Below are 19,159 nucleotides of genomic sequence, written 5' to 3' on the forward strand. Positions count from 1 at the left end.
CGGGTGCAGGTGTACAGTGACGGCGGCACGGATCTCGTGAGTATCCATTTGCGCGGCCGTGGTGGCGTTTCCGGTTATGTGGACGACAGTTCCACCGCCACGAAGGCGACGCTGGTACAATACCTTCCGGTATCGTCCATATCCTCCAAAACGAGTGAGAGCCCTGGCAACGGTATGGTCGTTTATCCGAACCCTGCCGTTGATGAAACATCGGTAAGTTTCGATCTCCCGACCACTGTAGGTATCATTCAAATATTCGATGTAACGGGTAGGTTGGTTCAGACCATCAAAGGTGGACCGATCGACGATAGGGGTTTACCTATAAGTGTAAGGGATATGCCGGAGGGGGTGTATTTTGTAAAAACAACGGATACCGCAGGTGTTGAGTTCCAACAGAAAATGTTGATCCAACGGCAATAGGTTTTATCGACTAACCTAAAAACAAAAAAAGGAGACCTGACAAGGTCTCCTTTTTTATTTATTAAAAATGATAAATATTATTCTTCCATTGAATGATATACATTTTGTACATCATCATCTTCTTCTAGTTTTTCTAAGAGCTTTTCTACGTCTGCAGCTTCTTCCTCGTTTAACTTTTTAGTGACTTGGGGAATTCTTTCAAATCCAGATGATAAAATTTCTATATCACGGTTTTCCAATTCTTTTTGTAAAGCTCCAAAGCTCTCGAAAGGTCCGTAGATTAGAATTCCATCGTCATCAACAAAGACTTCTTCTGCTCCAAAATCGATCAATTCCAGTTCCAATTCTTCTGGGTCAATACCTTCTGCAGGTATTCTAAAATTACAAGTATGGTCAAACATAAATTCAACAGAGCCAGAAGTACCTAAATTACCATTACATTTATTAAAATAACTTCTAACATTGGCAACCGTTCTTGTATTATTATCTGTTGCTGTTTCTACTAAAACAGCTATGCCGTGAGGTGCATACCCTTCAAAAAGAACTTCCTTATAATCACCAAGACTTTTGTCACTAGCTCTTTTTATAGCGCGTTCAACATTGTCTTTAGGCATGTTGACAGATTTCGCGTTTTGTATAACGGCTCTTAGTCTGGAATTGGAGTCTGGATCTGGTCCACCTTCCTTTACGGCCATTACAATGTCTTTACCTATACGAGTAAAGGCTTTTGACATTGCCGACCATCTTTTCATTTTACGTGCTTTTCTAAATTCAAAAGCTCTTCCCATGGTAAATTATTTTAAACAAATGTACAAAAACGGGTAATGTTCAGAAATCATTGAAATGAATTTCTTTAGTGCACCGTTTTAATTAAAATTCACTTTCTATAATATCTTCTATAGTTCTAGCTAAAACAAAGTCTTTTTCCGTAACACCATTGGCATCATGGGTGTTTAAGCGAATATTCAATGTGTTATAAACATTGCTCCAATCTGGGTGATGGCCTTGAGCCTCACATTCAAAAGCAATACGTGTCATCACTGAAAACGCTTCTTTAAAATTTTTAAATTCAAAGGTGGTTTCTATGGCTCCATCCACATACTCCCATCCGTCAAGTTGACCTAAATAGTCCGCTATTTGTTGATCTGTAAATTTTTCCATTTCTTTCATAATTGTTTCTAATTTAAAACATGATGGTCAATAATATCTTGAAAAGTAAATTGTAAATTTTTGGGTAACTTATTTGTTTTTGGAAGTACGGCTAAATATCTATCCTCATTGGTAGTATAGACTCTTTTAATTATAGGGTTAAAATTGCCTACGCGTTCTAGTATTTCTTTTATAAAATCTTCATGATGGGTAAGGTCATTACTGCCTAAGTGATAAATACCCGTTTTATTTCTATTAATAAGGTAGTGAATTTGTTGAGTAAGCTTGTCATCATTTGTCACATTTAATATCAAATTGGGAAAAACTTCTACCGATTCATTTTCTATAATAGATTTTTTCATTGCCTTGATTCTTGGCGATGCGTTACCAAAAACCATAGGGACCCGTAGAATTGCCATTTTTTCTTTTGGCAATCTAAGAAGCATATTTTCGATCTTTATTTTTAGTCTGCCATACACACTCTCAGATAATGTTTTGTCCATTTCATAAGAAGGGTATTTACTGTAGGCGTCAAAAACGTTCGCAGATGAAATAAAATATAGCTTACATTTTTCTTCAGCGACATATTTGACCATATGGTCATGGGCAATAACTAAGGCCGCAAAATTTCCTCTCAAGGCGGAAATTATAATTTGAGGCTTTATCTCTTCTAAAACTTCAACAATATCATCTTCTTCCACATTGTAATGCACAAATTGTTTGTTAGATGAATATGAATTTGCCGCATGACAATAAGTGCCATAAGTGTCAAAGTAATTACAAAGTTCTTTGTATATAGCATTACCTATGAAGCCACTTGCGCCAATAATCAGTATTTTCTTTGTATCTATTTTCAAAAAATGGAAAGTTCTGTTTCTGTGGTCAATTTTTCCAGCGCAAGCATACCTAATTTTGAATTCCCTTTAGGGTTGAGTCCCGGAGACCAAGTTGCTACGCAAAATTTGTTTGGTAGTAAAGCTACGATGCCGCCACCAACACCACTTTTACCTGGTAGCCCAACTTCAAATGCAAATTCACCGGCTTCATCATAAAAACCACATGTAAGCATGATAGCATTAATTCTTTTTACCTGAGATAAGGTTAAAAATGTTTTGTTTCTTTTGCATTTGCCATGATTCATGAATACATAAAAAACATGAGTTAGTTGTTCGCAATTCATGGCAAGTGAGCATTGATGAAAATAGAAGTCTAAAACAGCATCAACATCATTATTTAAATTTTTATATGACTTCAAAAGATTGGCAGCCGCAAAATTCCGGAATCCTGTTTTCTTTTCGGAAAGTGCCACGGTTTCATCATAATCTATGGTGTCGTCATTTGCAATTTGGCGTACGAAGGATAAAAAATCATCTTTAGGGTTCTTCAATTGAGAAACTAAAATATCTGCAATAACGATTGCCCCAGGATTTATTAATGGATTTCTGGGGATACCATTTTCCAATTCCAATAGGGACAAATGGTTGAACGGATCGCCAGAAGGTTCAACATCTACCCGTTTCCAAACATCTTCCCCAATAAGGCCTAAAGCCATTGAGAGTGTTAAAACTTTAGAAATACTCTGTATGGAAAAAAGTTCATTTGAATCTCCTGCAGAAAAATTATTTTGATGATTGTCAATTAGATGTATGCCAAAATTGTTAACATCAACTTTTGCCAATTCCGGTATGTAATCTGCAATTTTTCCTCTTTCCTTTTCTTTGGATGCGGTTTCATTAATTGCATTTAGAACACTTTGGTAATATATCATTTACTTTTGTAAAATGGTAATTTAACTATCGTGGCAGGTATTGCATTTTTTCTGATCTGTATGTTAATTTTACTGCCAACTTCGGAGAAAATAGGCGGTACATAGCCTAATCCAATTCCAGTTCCCATTGAAGGTGACATAGTGCCAGAGGTGACTTCACCTATGGTTTTACCGCTACCGTCAACAATGTCATAGCCTTGTCTAGGTATGCCACGTTCATCTAATTCAAATGCGACTAATTTACGTTCAGGACCCTGTTGTTTCTCTTTTTGCAAAGCTTCAGAATTAACAAAGTCTTTCGTGAATTTGGTTATCCAGCCCAAACCAGCCTCAAAAGGAGAGGTAGTGTCGTTAATATCATTTCCATATAGACAATATCCCATTTCTAATCTTAAGGTATCTCTTGCGGCCAAGCCAATTGGTTTTATTCCAAAATTGGCTCCAGCTTCAAAAACCTTGTCCCAAATTTGTTTTACTTCTTCATTTTTACAGTAAATTTCAAATCCGCCAGAACCTGTATAGCCCGTTGCAGATATGATTACATTTTCTATTCCAGCAAAATCGGATACTTCAAAATGATAAAATTTAATATCGGATAAATTCACGGATGTTAGGGACTGCATTGCCTCTACGGCTTTTGGACCCTGTATGGCCAAAAGCGAATAACCTTCAGATATGTCTCTCATATCTGCCTTAAATTCTTTATTATAAGAAGAAATATGATTCCAATCTTTTTCAATATTGGATGCATTTACGACTAAAAGATATTGTTCTTCTTTTATGCGATATACAATAAGGTCGTCAACAATACCGCCATTTTCATTTGGTAAGCAGCTATATTGAGCTCGCCCTATGGTTAACTTAGATGCATCATTAGAAGTTACTTTTTGTATTAAATCTAAGGCGGTAGGACCAGAGATTAAAAATTCGCCCATATGTGATACATCGAAAACCCCAACACCGTTACGAACAGTTTCATGTTCAGCATTTACACCTTCGTAGGAAACAGGCATGTTGTAACCGGCAAATGGAACCATTTTGGCACCAAGAGATTCATGTGTTGAAGTAAGCGCAGTATTTTTCATCTTCTATATATATTGACGATGCAAATTTATCGAAAATAAATAGAAGCCAATGTGGCTAACCAGGGAATTGAGAAAATATTATAACCTTGAAGTTATCTAAGAACTTAAAAGAAAATTTTTAAGTTCATCATAACTAGCAATTTTAATGGATGCCTTGGTTTTATTCATTACTTTTTTAATTTGTGCTGGAATCTCCAGCTTTTCATCAAGGGTTTCCTCAACAATATCTAAAAACTTGACCGGGTGAGCGGTTTCTAAGAAAATGCCATAAGTATTAGGATGTAGCTCTTGATATTTCTTTAGTCCTAAATAACCTACGGCACCATGTGGGTCGGCAACATAACCATTTATTTCATTAATCTCTTTTAAGGCTTTCTTTGTTTCATTATCTGTAAAAGAGTAGGCAGAAAGATTGTCCTTTAGCAAATCAAAATTATTCTGAAACAAGTGTCTAATTCTAATAAAGTTACTTGGGTCTCCAACGTCCATAGCATTAGAGATAGTAGCTGTAGACGGCTTTGGTGAATATTCTTTGGTTTGCATAAATTGGGGCACGGTATCATTTACATTTGTAGCTGCGATAAAGTGTTTTACCGGCATGCCTAAACGTTGTGCCATTAGCCCTGCACAGATATTCCCGAAATTGCCGGAAGGGACTGAGAATATGATTTCCTTATCTTGTGATTTAGCTTGTTTGTAAGCAAAAAGAAAATAGAATAACTGCGGTAACCAACGTGCAACATTAATGGAGTTAGCAGAAGTTAATTTCATGTTATCAAGCAATTCCTTATCCAAAAATGCATTTTTTACCATAGCCTGGCAGTCATCGAACATACCGTCTACCTCTAGTGCCGTAATATTTTGTCCTAAAGTAGTCAGTTGTCTTTCTTGAATGTCACTTACTTTGCCGCTTGGGTACAGTATAACAACTTTTACACCATCTACGCCTAGAAAACCATTAGCAACTGCGCCACCGGTATCGCCCGATGTAGCTACAAGTACGGTTACTTCATTTTTTGATGCTCTAGAAAAATATCCTAGGCACTGTGCCATAAAACGAGCGCCAACATCTTTAAAAGCCATGGTTGGACCATGAAAAAGTTCTAATGTACCAATGTTGGAAGTAATGTCAATAACCGGAAAATCGAAGTCTAGCACCTCTTTTAGTATATCTTTCAATACATTATCTGGTATAACCTCTGTTACAAATTGACGAATAGCCGTAAAAGCGATTTCCTCATTGGTAAGATTTTCAATATGCTCAAAAAACGAAGTTGGTAGAGGGGTTATTTCTTCTGGAAAATATAAGCCTTTATCTGGTGCAATACCATTGACAACGGCGGTGTCAAAAGAAACTTTGGGTGCAGTATTGTTTAAACTATAGAATTTCAAGATGAGTATGTTTAATGGTTAGTAGTAAACTACTTTTTATTTATAAAATTTTTACGCCTTCAGTGTTTATTTTAGAGACATGAATTTCGTAGTCTATTCCAATTTTATCATAGACTTTTTTCATGGACTCACCTACTTTTAAAGCGGTATCTTTTCCTTTGCTGAATGCAAAAATAGAAGGTCCTGATCCAGATATACCAGATCCTAATGCTCCGGCTTCCAAAGACACCTTTTTAACTTCGTCAAACCCCGGAATTAAAATAGAACGTATTGGTTCAACAATATGATCTTCTAGGGAACGACCGATTAAATCATAATCTTTTTTGAAAAGTCCGGCTACTAATCCACCTACATTTCCCCATTGCTTAATTCCTGTTTCCATAGAGATAGTTGTTTTCAAAATCTTTCTGGAATCAGAAGTTTTTATTTCTATCTGCGGATGAATTATGGTCAAATATAATTCAGTTGGAGCCGGTATATCAATGATATCTAGCGGACTATAGCTGCGTACTAAAGTGAAACCGCCAAACAGTGCGGGAGCCACATTGTCTGCGTGGGCTACATCACTTGCCAAACGTTCACCTTCCATGGCAAATTTTACCAATTCAGTTTTGCTAAAGGGGTTGCCCAATAAGTGGTTCATGGCCCAAACAGCACCTGCAGAACTAGCAGCGCTACTACCTATACCACTGCCAGGTTTTATTTTTTTATCTATTTCGATTTCAAATCCGCCGTCATAATCAGAGGCTAATAGAAATGCGTTACCAGCAACTCCTGCCACATTGTTCAATGTCTCTTTTGGTAAATCTTGTCCGGTAAGTTTTGTTATTTTAATACCTTTTTGAGGCACTTTTCTAACCACCATTTCATCACCGACCGAGTCTAGGGCGACACCAAGCACATCAAATCCGCATGAAACGTTGGCAACTGTTGCAGGGCAAAATACTTTAATTTCGTTTGTAGCCATAATGAAAGTTATAGTTATGAAATTTAGAAATTACCTATTCGTATAATATCGGCGAATATTCCTGAGGCCGTTACAGCAGCGCCCGCACCCGCACCTTTAATTATCATTGGCTGGTTAGGGTATCTTTCAGTGTAGAAAAGAACAATGTTATCACTACCTTCTAAATTATAGAAATCATGACCTTTAGGTATTTCCTGTAATCCTACACTTGCTTTTCCATCATCGAACTGGGCCACATACTTAAGCTTGCTATCGGATTTTTTTGCACTTGAAAACAAAGACTGAAAATGTGGCTCATACTTAATCAAAGAGGCAAAAAAGTCTTCATTGTTGTCAGTATTTAAACTTTCTTCGGGTAAAAACGGATTGTTTTTTATATCGCTAATTTCTAGCTGATTACCACTTTCGCGCGCTAAAATCAAAATTTTGCGCATGACATCAACACCACTTAAATCAATTTTCGGATCAGGCTCTGTATAGCCCTCTTCTTGAGCTTGTTTCACCACATCATGAAAAGTAGTTTGATCATTGAAATTATTGAAAACAAAGTTTAAACTACCAGAAAGAACAGCTTGTATTTTCAATATTTTATCACCCGAAGCAATCAAATGTTTAAGAGTATCGATTATTGGTAAACCGGCACCAACATTGGTTTCAAATAAAAACGGAGCGTTGTATGTTCTGGCTAAGGATTTTAAATGTGAATAGTTCTCAAATTCAGATGAACATGCAATTTTATTACATGTAACTACAGATATGCTATTGCCCAGATATTCACTGTAGGTTTTTGATACTTCTTCACTGGCTGTGTTATCTACGAAAATACTATTTCGGTAGTTTAGACTATTTACTAAGGCTAAGAATTTGACTTTATCCGCTTTTTCTCCATTCGCAAGTTTGGTAGCCCAATCATTTAGGTCAATTCCTTTTTCATCAAAAAGCATTGTTCTAGAGTTGGACATTCCAATAACCCTAATGTTCAATTTTAAATTCTCTTTTAGGAATTTACGTTGCTCTCTAATTTGCTCTAAAAATTTAGCTCCAACATTACCAACACCCATTACAAATAGATTCAATTGTTTAATGTTTTCTTCAAAAAACTCCTCGTGCAAAGCGTTTAATGCCTTTTTGACATCTTTTTCGTCAATAATGCAAGAAATATTTCTTTCGGAGGCACCTTGGGCAATTACTCTAATATTTACATTGTTTTTACCTAAAGTACTGAACATTTTACCGCTTAGACCTTGGTGACTTTTCATATTATCACCCACTAAGGCCACAATGGCTAAATCACTTTCAGGAATAACCATTTTAATGCGTCCCCTTTCAATTTCGTATTCAAAAGCTTCGTTAACGATACTAATTGCCTTTTCTACATCATTGGCAGATATACCTACACAAATAGAATGTTCAGAAGATGCTTGTGTAATTAAAACAACACTTATATCAGCTTGAGAAAGTACTTCAAAAAAACGTTTAGATATTCCTGGTATACCTACCATACCTGGACCTTCTAAAGATAATAGGGCAATGTTGCCAATATGGCTAATACCGCGTACCGTTTTACCTTTTTCGTTTTTAGATTTGGTTATTAAAGTTCCTTTTTCCTCTGGGCTAAAAGTGTTTTTTATAACTATGGATATTCCTTTAGATAGAACGGGCTGTATTGTTGGAGGATAAAGTACTTTTGCTCCAAAATGCGATAGTTCCATTGCTTCTTCATAGGAAATATGCGGAATGGCCTTCGCTTGTTTTACCATTTTTGGGTTAGCCGTGTACATACCGCTCACATCTGTCCATATTTCCAAAATATCGGCATCTACCGCAGCAGCATAAATAGCAGCGGTATAATCTGAACCACCACGGCCTAACGTAGTAGATATGCCTTCTTCCGATATGGCTATAAATCCTGGGCAAACTGAAACCTGTTTTTTTGAAGAATTAAAAAATTCCTCGCAATTAGCGTTGGTTTTGGTGAAATTCACCACATTTTTACCGTTTAGTTTATGTGTGATTATTAATTCTCTACTATCCTTAAAAACGGCATCAAGCTTTTCATTAATTAGATATTCACTAATGATATATGAAGAAAGAAGTTCACCGTAACTTACTATTTTGTCAGATAATTTAGGTGTTATTTCTCCAATAAAGTAAGCGCCCTCAAGTAGTGTTTCAAGCACATTGAATTCGCTTTTTACTTTGCTAAGCACCTTACTTTGAGTAGTAACGGGAATTAACTCTTTAACCGTAGCTAAATGTCTTTCTTCTAATGTATGTAGTATTTCTTTGTATTTCTGATCTTGTGCAGATGCCAAAGAACCGGCTTGCAATAATAAATCTGTTACACCTCCAAAAGCTGAAACAACCAAAATTATATGGTCGTTATATTTAGAGATTATATTTTTAATTTTAACTATATTTTCAGGCTTGGCTACAGATGAACCACCGAATTTTAGAACTTTCATGATGTGTAATGTTGACTTTGTAATTTAAGATATGGTGTAATTAAACACGGGTACGGAGATATATAGTTTTTAACCCCAAAGGGTGAAACGTGCCGTAGCTGTACCATAAGTAATAGTAGCTGAAGTGAAATCTAATGTTATGTCTGTTATATAGCAGTCCATAAATACTAATGGTTGAAAGTCAAAAGTAGTACATTTGATAACTTAAACAAATCATTCCACAATTTTTTACGGAATAGTTATTTTTTAGATATAAATACAATAAAGAATGAAATTATATAGCGCAAAACAAATTTATAAAGCAGATCAGATTTCTATAAAAAAGGAGGAAATTGGTAGTAATGAATTAATGGAACGTGCTGCTTTGCAACTTTTTAATTGGATGCATTTGCGTATGCAAGGAGCTCCAGTGAAAATTCATTTATTCTGTGGAATAGGTAATAACGGGGGCGATGGTATTGCGCTGGCCAGACATCTTGTGGATCATGGTTATAATTTAGAAGTATATGTTATCAATTATAGTGAAAAGAGGTCAAAAGACTTTTTAATTAACCTAGATCGATTAAAAGATCGAAAAATTTGGCCGCATTTTATGAATTCTGATGATGAACTACCGGCAATAGGTAGGGAAGATATCATTGTGGACGGCATTTTTGGAATAGGTTTAAATAGAACACCTGATGATTGGGTGATAAAAGTTATTCAGCACTTAAATAATTCTCAGGCATTTATTCTTTCAATTGATATTCCTTCAGGATTGTTCACCGATCAAGGACCTGAAAATTTTGATGCTATTATAAAATCAAATTATGTATTGAGTTTTCAAACTCCTAAACTAGTTTTCTTTTTACCGGAAACTGGTGGTTTCATTGAGCAATGGGAGGTATTGGATATAGGTTTGGATCCTGAGTATTTAATGCAGACCGAAACGGAATATGAGTTAATAGGGAAGAATGAAGTATTGACATTGTATAAGCCTAGGGAAAAATTTGGACATAAGGGTACCTATGGCCATTCATTAATTGTTGGAGGAAGTTATGGGAAAATAGGTTCCGTTTGTCTTTCGTCTAAGGCTGCTATTTGTGCCGGTAGCGGGTTGGTCACATCCTATGTTCCCAGAATTGGTTATACTATATTACAGACCGCATTACCCGAAATAATGGTGTTGACAGATCTTGAAGAAAAAGAACTTACTGAAATTAAGTTTGATATTGAGCCAAGCGTTGTAGGGATAGGAATGGGAATGGGTACAAGCGATGTGTCTATTAAGGCATTTGCAAGTTTCTTAGAGCAAAATAAATCTCCCTTGGTAATTGATGCAGATGCACTTAATATACTTTCTAAAAAGAAAGAACTGTTAAAAGAGCTTCCTGAAAAAACTATTTTAACGCCTCATCCAAAAGAGTTGGAGCGATTGATCGGCAGTTGGAAAGATGACTTTGAAAAGTTGAAAAAAGTAAAGGAGTTTTCAAAAAAATATAATTGTATTGTAGTTGTAAAGGGTGCACACACTATTGTGGTTTATAATGACAAGGGATATGTAAATACCACTGGTAATCCTGGTATGGCTACAGCAGGAACAGGTGATGTGTTAACAGGTGTGATTACAGGGTTGTTGGCGCAAGGTTACCCGGCACTGGATGCTTCAATCTTTGGGGTCTATTTACATGGCAGATCTGGAGATATAGCCGTAGAGTCTACTGGTTTTCAGTCCTTAACCGCTTCAGATGTTATAGATAATTTGGCAAATGCATATTTGGATTTGTTTAAATTGCCAGAACAACCCGTTACGGAAGAAGAAAATCAGTCCAATCAATAATTCTTAAGAATTCACCCTTCTTTTAACCCATTTTAATGCGTTATCAAATTCTATGAAGAATTTCATAGGCTTTTTGTAAAACAGTTTTTCGATCTTAAAGTTGTGCATGTCGATTTCTTTTACTGAAACGATTGCAAAAGCTTTAAGATTGTCTAGTTGTTTTAAGTAGTTGTAAATGGTTGGGTCAATGGCAAATGAGTGCCTACGTAGACTAATGAACCCAAAATTCTTATCTCTAAAATGAATTTCAGCTATACCAATAATTTGGTAAGCTCTTTCTAATGTTAATGTAGCGCCCTCGTCAAAGATGGATACCATGTAATTCTCATAAACCTGAATTTTGCCTGTTTCTAATTCGTACTCTCGCACAATTACTTTTTTCTTGGTAGATCCAACTTTCATTCTTTCAGTATTAATATAGTGTGTCTTGAGCGAAAGTAAAGTGAACTACAATCTTTGTGCAAAATTTTAGTTTAAACGCGAAAATATCGTTCGTACTGCGTATAGCTATGAAAGGCTGTATTTCTATTCTTACGACTTAGAAAATATTGTACGAAAAAAGAGCCCTTGTTAGGGCTCTTTTTTTATACTGTAAAAGTGAGAAAATCTACGTTTTAGGAGACTCTTCCTCGGCTTTTTCAATCTTAATGGTCAATTCTTCGCTCTTTTTGTCAAGATCAATATAAATACTGTCACCTTCCTTAAGCTTAGAATTTACTATTTCTTCCGCTAAGGCATCTTCAATGTATTTTTGAATTGCTCTTTTTAACGGTCTTGCACCATACTGCTTATCAAAACCTTTCTCAGCAATATAGTCTTTTGCTTCGTCGGTAAGATTCAAGTGATAACCAATATCCTTGATTCTCTTGAACAATTTAGCTAGTTCTATGTCAATGATCTTATGAATGTCCTCTCTTTCCAGGGCATTGAATACAATAACATCATCAATTCTATTTAAAAACTCTGGGGCAAACGCTTTCTTTAAGGCATTTTCAATAACACCTTTCTGGTGAGCATCTTCCTGAGATTTTTTTGCAGCTGTACCAAAACCTACACCTTGTCCAAAATCTTTTAATTGTCTAGCTCCAATATTGGAGGTCATAATAATGATCGTATTTCTAAAGTCGATCTTACGACCCAAACTATCTGTTAAGAAACCATCATCCAATACCTGTAAAAGCATATTGAAAACATCTGGGTGTGCCTTTTCAACTTCATCCAATAGTATTACCGAATACGGTTTTCTTCTAACTTTTTCTGTTAGTTGACCACCTTCTTCATAACCTACATATCCTGGAGGGGCACCAACCAATCTAGAGATGGCAAACTTCTCCATATACTCACTCATATCAATACGTATAAGTGCGTCTTCAGAATCAAAAAGTTCTTTTGCCAATACTTTGGCAAGTTGGGTTTTACCAACACCGGTCTGACCTAAGAATATAAATGAGCCAATTGGCTTGTTGGGATCTTTAAGTCCCGCTCTATTACGCTGAATAGCTTTGGAAACCTTTGCAACGGCGTCGTTTTGACCAATAACATTAGATTTGATCAATTCCGGTAGACCAGCTAATTTATTACTTTCTGTTTGCGCTATTCTATTAACAGGTATACCGCTCATCATTGAAACAACATCGGCAACATTTTCTTCGCTAACGGTCTCTTTGTTCAGTTTACTGTCATCTTCCCATCGCTCTTGGGCTATGGCAAGTTCTTTTTCCAGACTCTTTTCGTCATCACGTAATTTAGCAGCTTCTTCGTATTTCTGCTTTTTTACCACACTGTTTTTAAGTTCACGAACATCTTCCAATTTCTTTTCTAATTCAAGAATTTGCTTTGGAACATCCATATTAACAATGTGTACTCTAGAGCCAGCCTCATCTAAAGCATCGATAGCCTTGTCCGGTAAAAAACGATCGGTCATGTACCTATTTGTAAGTTTTACGCAAGCTTCAATAGCTTCGTCAGTATAGGTTACATTATGGTGGTCTTCGTATTTACCTTTAATATTATGTAGAATCTCCACTGTTTCTTCAACAGAAGTAGGTTCTACGATAACCTTTTGAAAACGTCTTTCTAGGGCACCATCTTTTTCAATATATTGTCTGTATTCATCTAAAGTAGTTGCGCCAATACATTGAATTTCGCCTCTTGCCAATGCGGGTTTAAACATATTTGAAGCATCTAAACTTCCAGTTGCGCCACCGGCACCAACAATAGTATGAATTTCATCTATGAATAAAATGACATCATCATTCTTTTCAAGTTCGTTCATGACCGCTTTCATGCGTTCTTCAAACTGTCCTCTGTATTTAGTCCCGGCAACCAAAGAAGCAAGGTCAAGCGTTACCACTCTTTTATTGTACAGAATTCTTGAAACTTTTTTATTGATTATTCGAAGGGCAAGACCCTCTGCAATGGCACTTTTACCAACACCTGGTTCACCAATTAACAGTGGATTGTTCTTTTTTCTTCGGCTAAGAATTTGTGAAACCCTTTCAATTTCTTTTTCTCTACCAACAACAGGGTCCAGTTTATTTTCCTCTGCCATTTGTGTAAGGTCCCTACCAAAATTATCCAGAACCGGAGTTTTAGATTTTTTGGCACCTTTTTGATTAGAAGCGGAGCCAAAGGTGCTTTCTTTTCCTTCATTGGACTCTTCAGAATCACTTGGAAAAGATTCGGCCGTTGGGCCATCTACCATATCGTCATCACTTGTAATCATAAATTTAAACTGTTCTTTAACACCGTCGTAATCGACCTTAAGTTTATGTAAAAGTTTTGTTGTAGGATCGTTTTCATTTCTAAGGATACAAAGTAGAAGGTGCGCAGTATTTATAGAAGAACTTTGAAAAAGTTTAGCTTCTAAAAAAGTTGTTTTTAAAGCACGTTCAGCTTGTCTTGTCAAATGCAAGTTCTTTTTATCTTTTTGTACGCCACTAGCGTTAGGGTTAGAAGGACTTAGAATTTCTACCTTTCTACGTAAGTGTTCTAAATCGACTTCTAAAGCATCTAAAATGCTAATGGCCTTCCCGTTTCCATCTCTAAGAAGCCCAAGCATGAGGTGCTCGGTACCGATAAAATCGTGACCAAGTCGCAATGCTTCCTCCTTGCTATAAGCAATAACATCCTTTACTCTTGGGGAAAAATTATCATCCATATACTATATTATCTTCTATAAAATTACTAAATCTCATCCAATCATTGGCAAATACCGTACCTATAATCGTTAAAGTTATTGTAAAAGCCATTAAAACCCGCTTTAATAAGTACGAAATTAGCGGATAAAGTAAAAATTAACATAACTCTGCCAAGTGTTAATAAAAATTAATATTATTAAATCCACATATTCTTGAAACGCCTAGGATTTAAGTATATTGGCATGCTTTTTTACTAATTAAAAAACAGAAGATTTTAAAATGGCTGACGGTGAAAAATTGATTCCCATTAATATTGAAGAGGAAATGAAATCTGCCTACATTGATTACTCAATGTCGGTCATTGTGTCACGTGCCCTGCCAGATGTTAGGGACGGATTAAAACCCGTACACAGAAGAGTTCTTTTCGGAATGCATGAATTAGGAGTTAGAAGTAATAGCTCACATAAGAAATCTGCACGTATTGTAGGGGAAGTTTTAGGTAAGTACCACCCACATGGTGATACTTCTGTATATGATACCATGGTGCGTATGGCTCAAGAATGGAGTTTACGCTACATGCTTGTAGATGGTCAAGGTAACTTTGGATCAATAGATGGTGATAGTCCTGCAGCAATGCGTTATACGGAAGCCCGTATGCGTAAAATTGCAGATGACATGTTGGCTGATATTGATAAAGAAACGGTTGATCATCAATTGAATTTTGATGATTCTTTAAAAGAACCTACGGTTTTGCCAACAAGGGTGCCAAACCTTTTAGTGAACGGTGCGTCTGGTATTGCGGTAGGTATGGCTACCAATATGCCTCCTCATAATTTATCTGAAGTGGTAGATGGTACGGTGGCCTATATTGATAATAATGAAATTGAGATAGACGAGCTTATCACCCATATTAAAGCACCAGATTTTCCAACCGGTGGTATTATATATGGTTATGATGGCGTTAAAGAGGCTTTTCATACAGGTAGAGGTCGTGTAAAAATACGTGCAAAGGCTAGCTTTGAAGAGGTTCAGGGAAGGGAGTGTATTGTGGTTACGGAGATTCCTTATCAGGTGAACAAGGCAGATATGATCAAGAAAACTGCCGATCTTGTTAATGATAAAAAGATAGAGGGTATCTCTAACATTAGAGATGAATCTGACCGTAACGGTATGCGTATCGTTTACATTTTAAAGAGAGATGCTATTCCTAATATAGTATTGAACATGTTGTACAAGTATACGGCATTGCAATCCTCATTTAGTGTAAATAATATTGCATTGGTAAATGGTAGACCGCAGTTGTTGAATGTCAAGGAAATGATACATCATTTTGTTGAGCATAGACATGAAGTAGTGGTTAGACGTACTCAGTTCGAGTTGAAAAAAGCTGAAGATCGTGCCCATATACTAGAAGGTTTAATAATTGCTTCTGATAATATAGATGAGGTAATTGCAATAATTAGAGCTTCCAATAATGCTGATGAGGCAAGGAACAACTTAATTGAACGCTTTAAATTAAGTGAGATTCAAGCCAAGGCCATTGTTGAAATGCGTTTACGTCAGTTGACAGGTCTGGAGCAAGATAAGCTTAGAACCGAGTATGATGAAATTATGCTTCTTATTGCCGATTTAAAAGATATTCTTGATAAAAAGGAGCGAAGAATGCAAATCATCAAAGATGAGCTTCTTGAGGTTAAGGAAAAGTATGGCGATGAAAGAAGGTCTGTAATCAATGTAGCAGGTGGAGATCTTAGTATGGAAGATATGATTCCAGATGAGCAAGTGGTAATTACCATTTCTCACGCAGGTTATATCAAGAGAACTCCTTTGACCGAGTACAAAACGCAAAATAGAGGTGGTGTAGGTCAAAAAGCATCCTCAACCAGAAATGAAGATTTCTTAGAGCATTTGTTCGTTGGTACCAACCACCAATATATGTTGTTCTTTACGCAAAAAGGGAAATGTTTCTGGATGCGTGTGTTTGAAATACCGGAAGGTAGTAGAACGTCTAAAGGTAGGGCAATTCAGAACCTTATCAATATAGAACAGGATGATAGTGTAAAAGCGTTCATTTGTACGCAAGATTTAAAGGATGAAGATTACATAAATGCACATTATGTGATTATGGCTACTAAAAAAGGTGTGGTTAAGAAAACATCTTTAGAGCAATATTCAAGACCACGTCAAAATGGTATCAATGCCATCACCGTTCGAGATGGTGATGAGTTGCTAGAAGCTAAGTTGACTACGGGAACAAGTCAAATATTCCTTGGACTTAAATCTGGTAAGGCAATTAGGTTTGAAGAAAGTAAAACTAGACCAATGGGTAGAAATGCTTCTGGTGTTAGAGGTGTAACTTTGGCAAATGATGAAGACGAAGTAATCGGTATGGTGTCGGTTCATAATTTTGAGGAAGAAATTTTAGTTGTTTCTGAAAAAGGTTATGGAAAAAGATCTAGTATAGAAGATTATAGAGTTACCAATAGAGGAGGTAAAGGGGTTAAGACTATTAGTGTTACTGATAAAACGGGCGGACTTGTAGCTATTAAAAACGTTACCGATTCTGATGATTTAATGATTATCAACAAATCAGGAATAGCAATTCGTATGAGCGTAGAGGATTTACGCGTTATGGGAAGAGCTACGCAAGGTGTTAGGTTGATCAATATTAAAGGTAACGACTCTATTGCTGCAGTTGCTAAGGTTATGAAGGATGAAGATGATCTTGAAGAATCTGAAATCCTTGATATAGAAGTAAATACGGAGGGTGCAACTGAAGTAGATGATACTGAAGAAAAAGATGGCACAGAGATTGATAATCCTGATACCGAAGAATAAACTTAAATAATAAACACTAATAATTAATATATTAAAAATGAAAAATAGGTTATTACTTGTAGCTGCGCTGACATTTACTATGGTCGGTTTTGCTCAAAAGAATGAAATAAAGTCTGCGGAAAAGGCATTAAAATCTGGCGATGCTACAGCAGCCAAAACTGCTATTGAAGCTGCTTCAGGTACTATTGCCGCAGCTGATGAGAAAACTCAGGCGCAATATTACTTTACAAGAGGTAAAATTTATAGCGATTTAGCCAAAAAAGGAGATAATGATGCATTTGAAAAATCTGCGAATTCTTTCAAAAAGGTTATTGAGATAGAAGAAGCTTCTGGTAAACAAAAATATTCTTCAGAAACTAACCAGTATATGGCAGCATTGACTGCAGATTTGGTTAACTCTGCGGTTAGCGATAACAGTAACAATAAGTTTAAAGAAGCGGCTGAGAAGTTGTATATGAGCTATACATTGAGTCCTAAGGATACATCTTACTTGTACTATGCTGCAGGTAGTGCTGTAAACGGTGGTCATTATGAAATGGCGTTAGATTATTATAACAAACTACAAGAAGTAGGTTATGATGGTAGCGGTGTTGTGTATAAGGCTACGAATGCGGCTTCAGGTGAAGTTGAGGAGATGGATAAAGTTCAACGTGACCTTATGGTGAAATCTGGTACTTATACCAATCCTGTAGATGAAAAAACGCCATCTAAAAAAGCTGAAATTGTTAAGAATACAGCATTGATCTACACTCAATTAGGGCAAGATGAAAAAGCTTTAGAAGCATATCAGGCAGCTAGAAAAAATGATCCAGAAGATGTAAATCTTATTTTAAATGAAGCAAACCTTTATTTCAATCAAGGAAATAAAGATAAGTTTAAAGAATTAATGGCTCAGGCAATAGCACTTGCACCAGATAATCCAGATTTACATTACAACGTTGGTGTAATTAGCATGGAGCAAGACAATTATGAAGATGCTCGTGTATCTTACAAAAAAGCGATAGAGCTTGATCCTAAATATACCAATGCATATTTAAATCTTTCTACAACCTATGTAAATGAAGGTAACAACCTTATTGATGAAATGAACTCTTTAGGTAATAGTAGAGCGGATATTGCCAAGTATGATGAATTGAAAGAGAAAAAGGATAGCTTGTTCAAGCAAGGTGCAGATGTTTTGGAAGATGCATTGAAGAACAACCCTGGTAATGAAAATATCATGACACAGCTTAAGAATATTTATGGAGCTATGGGTGATACTGAAAACTTTACTAGAATAAAGAAGTTGTTAGGAGAGTAATTCTAACTTACAGTAAAATGAAAAAGGCCCTAAATAGGGCCTTTTTTTTATACAACTTTTTTAATGACTCTTAATTGATGCGTGTATGTTCTAAGGTCATTATTGAAAATACCGGTATGGTCTAAGCGATCTACTCTTACTTTACCATTTACATGAATTACATAATTATCCTCCATTATGATGCCTACATGGTCAATATCCCCATTAGCGTTATCAAAGAATGCTAAGTCTCCAGCCTCACTTTCTTCTACAAAACTTAATGCGGAACCTTGTTTAGATTGGCTTTCTGCCGTTCTTAGAAGATGGTAGCCGTTTATTCTATATACCATTTGGGCAAAGCCGGCACTGTCAATACCAAAAGGCGTTTTTCCACCTTTAAGTTCGGGTGAGTTTAGGTATAATAATGCGGTTTTTATCAGCTTTTCCTTTGGTTGTTCTGTATTTGTAAATGTTCCATTGAATGTAATGGGTAAAGAAGCAATTTCTGGTATGCATGACCCTATTAGAATTGGTGTTAAAACTTTATTATGGTCTTCAACAAAAGAAATTAAATCTGAGACATATTTCAATTCCTTTCTAGTTTGAATATCATTGAATTCATCTTCAGGTATAAACATAAGTTGGCTATTCATGATCCAACCTTCACATTTGTCAAGGACAGTTTTTATCCTAGACCAGTTTTTTCTGCATTCTAAAACCTTGTAATGTTCCCCGAACAAAAGTTGTGTTACCAGTTCAGATGCCTCATCGGGCATGCTTCGTACAGGTAGAATACTTAAAAAACAAATTCCGTATTGCATGAATATTATTTAAAGC

The 19,159-nt window shown here is 36.1% G+C and carries 15 protein-coding genes; 4 read left to right on the forward strand and 11 right to left on the reverse strand.

Features of this window, described 5'->3' with window-relative positions:
• Positions 1-174: 174 nt before the first annotated feature.
• Positions 175-420: a T9SS type A sorting domain-containing protein gene (locus tag VBZ51_RS16425; protein ID WP_416577612.1), complete on the forward strand. Its 246-nt coding sequence runs from the start codon at positions 175-177 to the stop codon at positions 418-420.
• Between the two features lie 77 nt (positions 421-497).
• Here VBZ51_RS16425 and VBZ51_RS16430 read toward each other — a convergent pair whose 3' ends face one another.
• The 8 genes from VBZ51_RS16430 to thrA all read right to left on the reverse strand — a co-directional run bounded on the left by VBZ51_RS16430 (position 498) and on the right by thrA (position 9,246).
• Positions 498-1,208, reverse strand: a complete 711-nt coding sequence (locus tag VBZ51_RS16430; protein ID WP_058105368.1) for a YebC/PmpR family DNA-binding transcriptional regulator — start codon at positions 1,206-1,208, stop codon at positions 498-500.
• Between the two features lie 82 nt (positions 1,209-1,290).
• The gene (locus tag VBZ51_RS16435) at positions 1,291-1,581 is read right to left on the reverse strand and encodes a 4a-hydroxytetrahydrobiopterin dehydratase (RefSeq protein ID WP_058105510.1); all 291 of its coding nucleotides are present in this window, start codon (positions 1,579-1,581) and stop codon (positions 1,291-1,293) included.
• Between the two features lie 17 nt (positions 1,582-1,598).
• On the reverse strand, positions 1,599-2,426 hold the full coding sequence (locus tag VBZ51_RS16440; protein ID WP_348429255.1) for a sugar nucleotide-binding protein: 828 nt from the start codon (positions 2,424-2,426) through the stop codon (positions 1,599-1,601).
• On the reverse strand, positions 2,423-3,337 hold the full coding sequence (locus VBZ51_RS16445; RefSeq protein ID WP_416577613.1) for a glutaminase: 915 nt from the start codon (positions 3,335-3,337) through the stop codon (positions 2,423-2,425). The genes VBZ51_RS16440 and VBZ51_RS16445 overlap by 4 nt, the downstream gene beginning before the upstream one ends.
• Positions 3,334-4,422, reverse strand: a complete 1,089-nt coding sequence (gene gcvT / locus VBZ51_RS16450; protein WP_416577614.1) for a glycine cleavage system aminomethyltransferase GcvT — start codon at positions 4,420-4,422, stop codon at positions 3,334-3,336. Before gcvT ends, VBZ51_RS16445 begins: the two co-directional genes overlap by 4 nt.
• Before the next feature lie 96 nt (positions 4,423-4,518).
• Entirely contained in the window at positions 4,519-5,814 is a 1,296-nt protein-coding gene (thrC, locus tag VBZ51_RS16455) for a threonine synthase (protein WP_416577615.1), read from the reverse strand.
• 40 nt (positions 5,815-5,854) lie between these two features.
• Positions 5,855-6,781, reverse strand: coding sequence for a homoserine kinase (locus VBZ51_RS16460; RefSeq protein ID WP_058105373.1), 927 nt, complete (start codon positions 6,779-6,781; stop codon positions 5,855-5,857).
• A gap of 23 nt (positions 6,782-6,804) precedes the next feature.
• Positions 6,805-9,246 (reverse strand): bifunctional aspartate kinase/homoserine dehydrogenase I, encoded by a 2,442-nt coding sequence (thrA, locus tag VBZ51_RS16465; protein WP_416577616.1) that lies wholly within the window; start codon positions 9,244-9,246, stop codon positions 6,805-6,807.
• A gap of 268 nt (positions 9,247-9,514) precedes the next feature.
• Here thrA and VBZ51_RS16470 point away from each other — a divergent pair, with 268 nt between their 5' ends.
• Positions 9,515-11,065, forward strand: a complete 1,551-nt coding sequence (locus VBZ51_RS16470; protein WP_416577617.1) for an NAD(P)H-hydrate dehydratase — start codon at positions 9,515-9,517, stop codon at positions 11,063-11,065.
• A gap of 3 nt (positions 11,066-11,068) precedes the next feature.
• Here VBZ51_RS16470 and VBZ51_RS16475 read toward each other — a convergent pair whose 3' ends face one another.
• Positions 11,069-11,467, reverse strand: a complete 399-nt coding sequence (locus tag VBZ51_RS16475) for a hypothetical protein (protein ID WP_058105376.1) — start codon at positions 11,465-11,467, stop codon at positions 11,069-11,071.
• 205 nt (positions 11,468-11,672) lie between these two features.
• The gene (locus VBZ51_RS16480) at positions 11,673-14,225 is read right to left on the reverse strand and encodes an ATP-dependent Clp protease ATP-binding subunit (protein WP_071339939.1); all 2,553 of its coding nucleotides are present in this window, start codon (positions 14,223-14,225) and stop codon (positions 11,673-11,675) included.
• Positions 14,226-14,484: 259 nt separating this feature from the next.
• Between VBZ51_RS16480 and gyrA the strand changes: the two genes are divergently transcribed.
• Both gyrA and VBZ51_RS16490 read left to right on the forward strand, forming a co-directional pair.
• Positions 14,485-17,043 carry a DNA gyrase subunit A gene (gyrA, locus tag VBZ51_RS16485; protein WP_074669647.1) on the forward strand — a complete coding sequence of 853 codons (2,559 nt, stop codon included), beginning with the start codon at positions 14,485-14,487 and terminating at the stop codon, positions 17,041-17,043.
• Between the two features lie 37 nt (positions 17,044-17,080).
• On the forward strand, positions 17,081-18,343 hold the full coding sequence (locus VBZ51_RS16490; protein ID WP_058105379.1) for a tetratricopeptide repeat protein: 1,263 nt from the start codon (positions 17,081-17,083) through the stop codon (positions 18,341-18,343).
• A gap of 47 nt (positions 18,344-18,390) precedes the next feature.
• On the opposite strand, the gene VBZ51_RS16495 is transcribed toward VBZ51_RS16490, so the two are convergent.
• Entirely contained in the window at positions 18,391-19,143 is a 753-nt protein-coding gene (locus VBZ51_RS16495; protein ID WP_416577618.1) for an NlpC/P60 family protein, read from the reverse strand.
• Positions 19,144-19,159: the final 16 nt, after the last annotated feature.

It is taken from the genome of Maribacter sp. HS, from assembly GCF_048059195.1.
GTDB lineage: Bacteria > Bacteroidota > Bacteroidia > Flavobacteriales > Flavobacteriaceae > Maribacter > Maribacter dokdonensis.

Coding starts and splice junctions, on each gene's coding strand:
- VBZ51_RS16425 (WP_416577612.1), top strand. CDS start 175: ATGGTCGTTTATCCGAACCCTGCCGTTGATGAAACATCGGTAAGTTTC.
- VBZ51_RS16430 (WP_058105368.1), bottom strand. CDS start 1,208: ATGGGAAGAGCTTTTGAATTTAGAAAAGCACGTAAAATGAAAAGATGG.
- VBZ51_RS16435 (WP_058105510.1), bottom strand. CDS start 1,581: ATGGAAAAATTTACAGATCAACAAATAGCGGACTATTTAGGTCAACTT.
- VBZ51_RS16445 (WP_416577613.1), bottom strand. CDS start 3,337: ATGATATATTACCAAAGTGTTCTAAATGCAATTAATGAAACCGCATCC.
- gcvT (WP_416577614.1), bottom strand. CDS start 4,422: ATGAAAAATACTGCGCTTACTTCAACACATGAATCTCTTGGTGCCAAA.
- VBZ51_RS16460 (WP_058105373.1), bottom strand. CDS start 6,781: ATGGCTACAAACGAAATTAAAGTATTTTGCCCTGCAACAGTTGCCAAC.
- thrA (WP_416577616.1), bottom strand. CDS start 9,246: ATGAAAGTTCTAAAATTCGGTGGTTCATCTGTAGCCAAGCCTGAAAAT.
- VBZ51_RS16470 (WP_416577617.1), top strand. CDS start 9,515: ATGAAATTATATAGCGCAAAACAAATTTATAAAGCAGATCAGATTTCT.
- VBZ51_RS16475 (WP_058105376.1), bottom strand. CDS start 11,467: ATGAAAGTTGGATCTACCAAGAAAAAAGTAATTGTGCGAGAGTACGAA.
- VBZ51_RS16480 (WP_071339939.1), bottom strand. CDS start 14,225: ATGGATGATAATTTTTCCCCAAGAGTAAAGGATGTTATTGCTTATAGC.
- gyrA (WP_074669647.1), top strand. CDS start 14,485: ATGGCTGACGGTGAAAAATTGATTCCCATTAATATTGAAGAGGAAATG.
- VBZ51_RS16490 (WP_058105379.1), top strand. CDS start 17,081: ATGAAAAATAGGTTATTACTTGTAGCTGCGCTGACATTTACTATGGTC.
- VBZ51_RS16495 (WP_416577618.1), bottom strand. CDS start 19,143: ATGCAATACGGAATTTGTTTTTTAAGTATTCTACCTGTACGAAGCATG.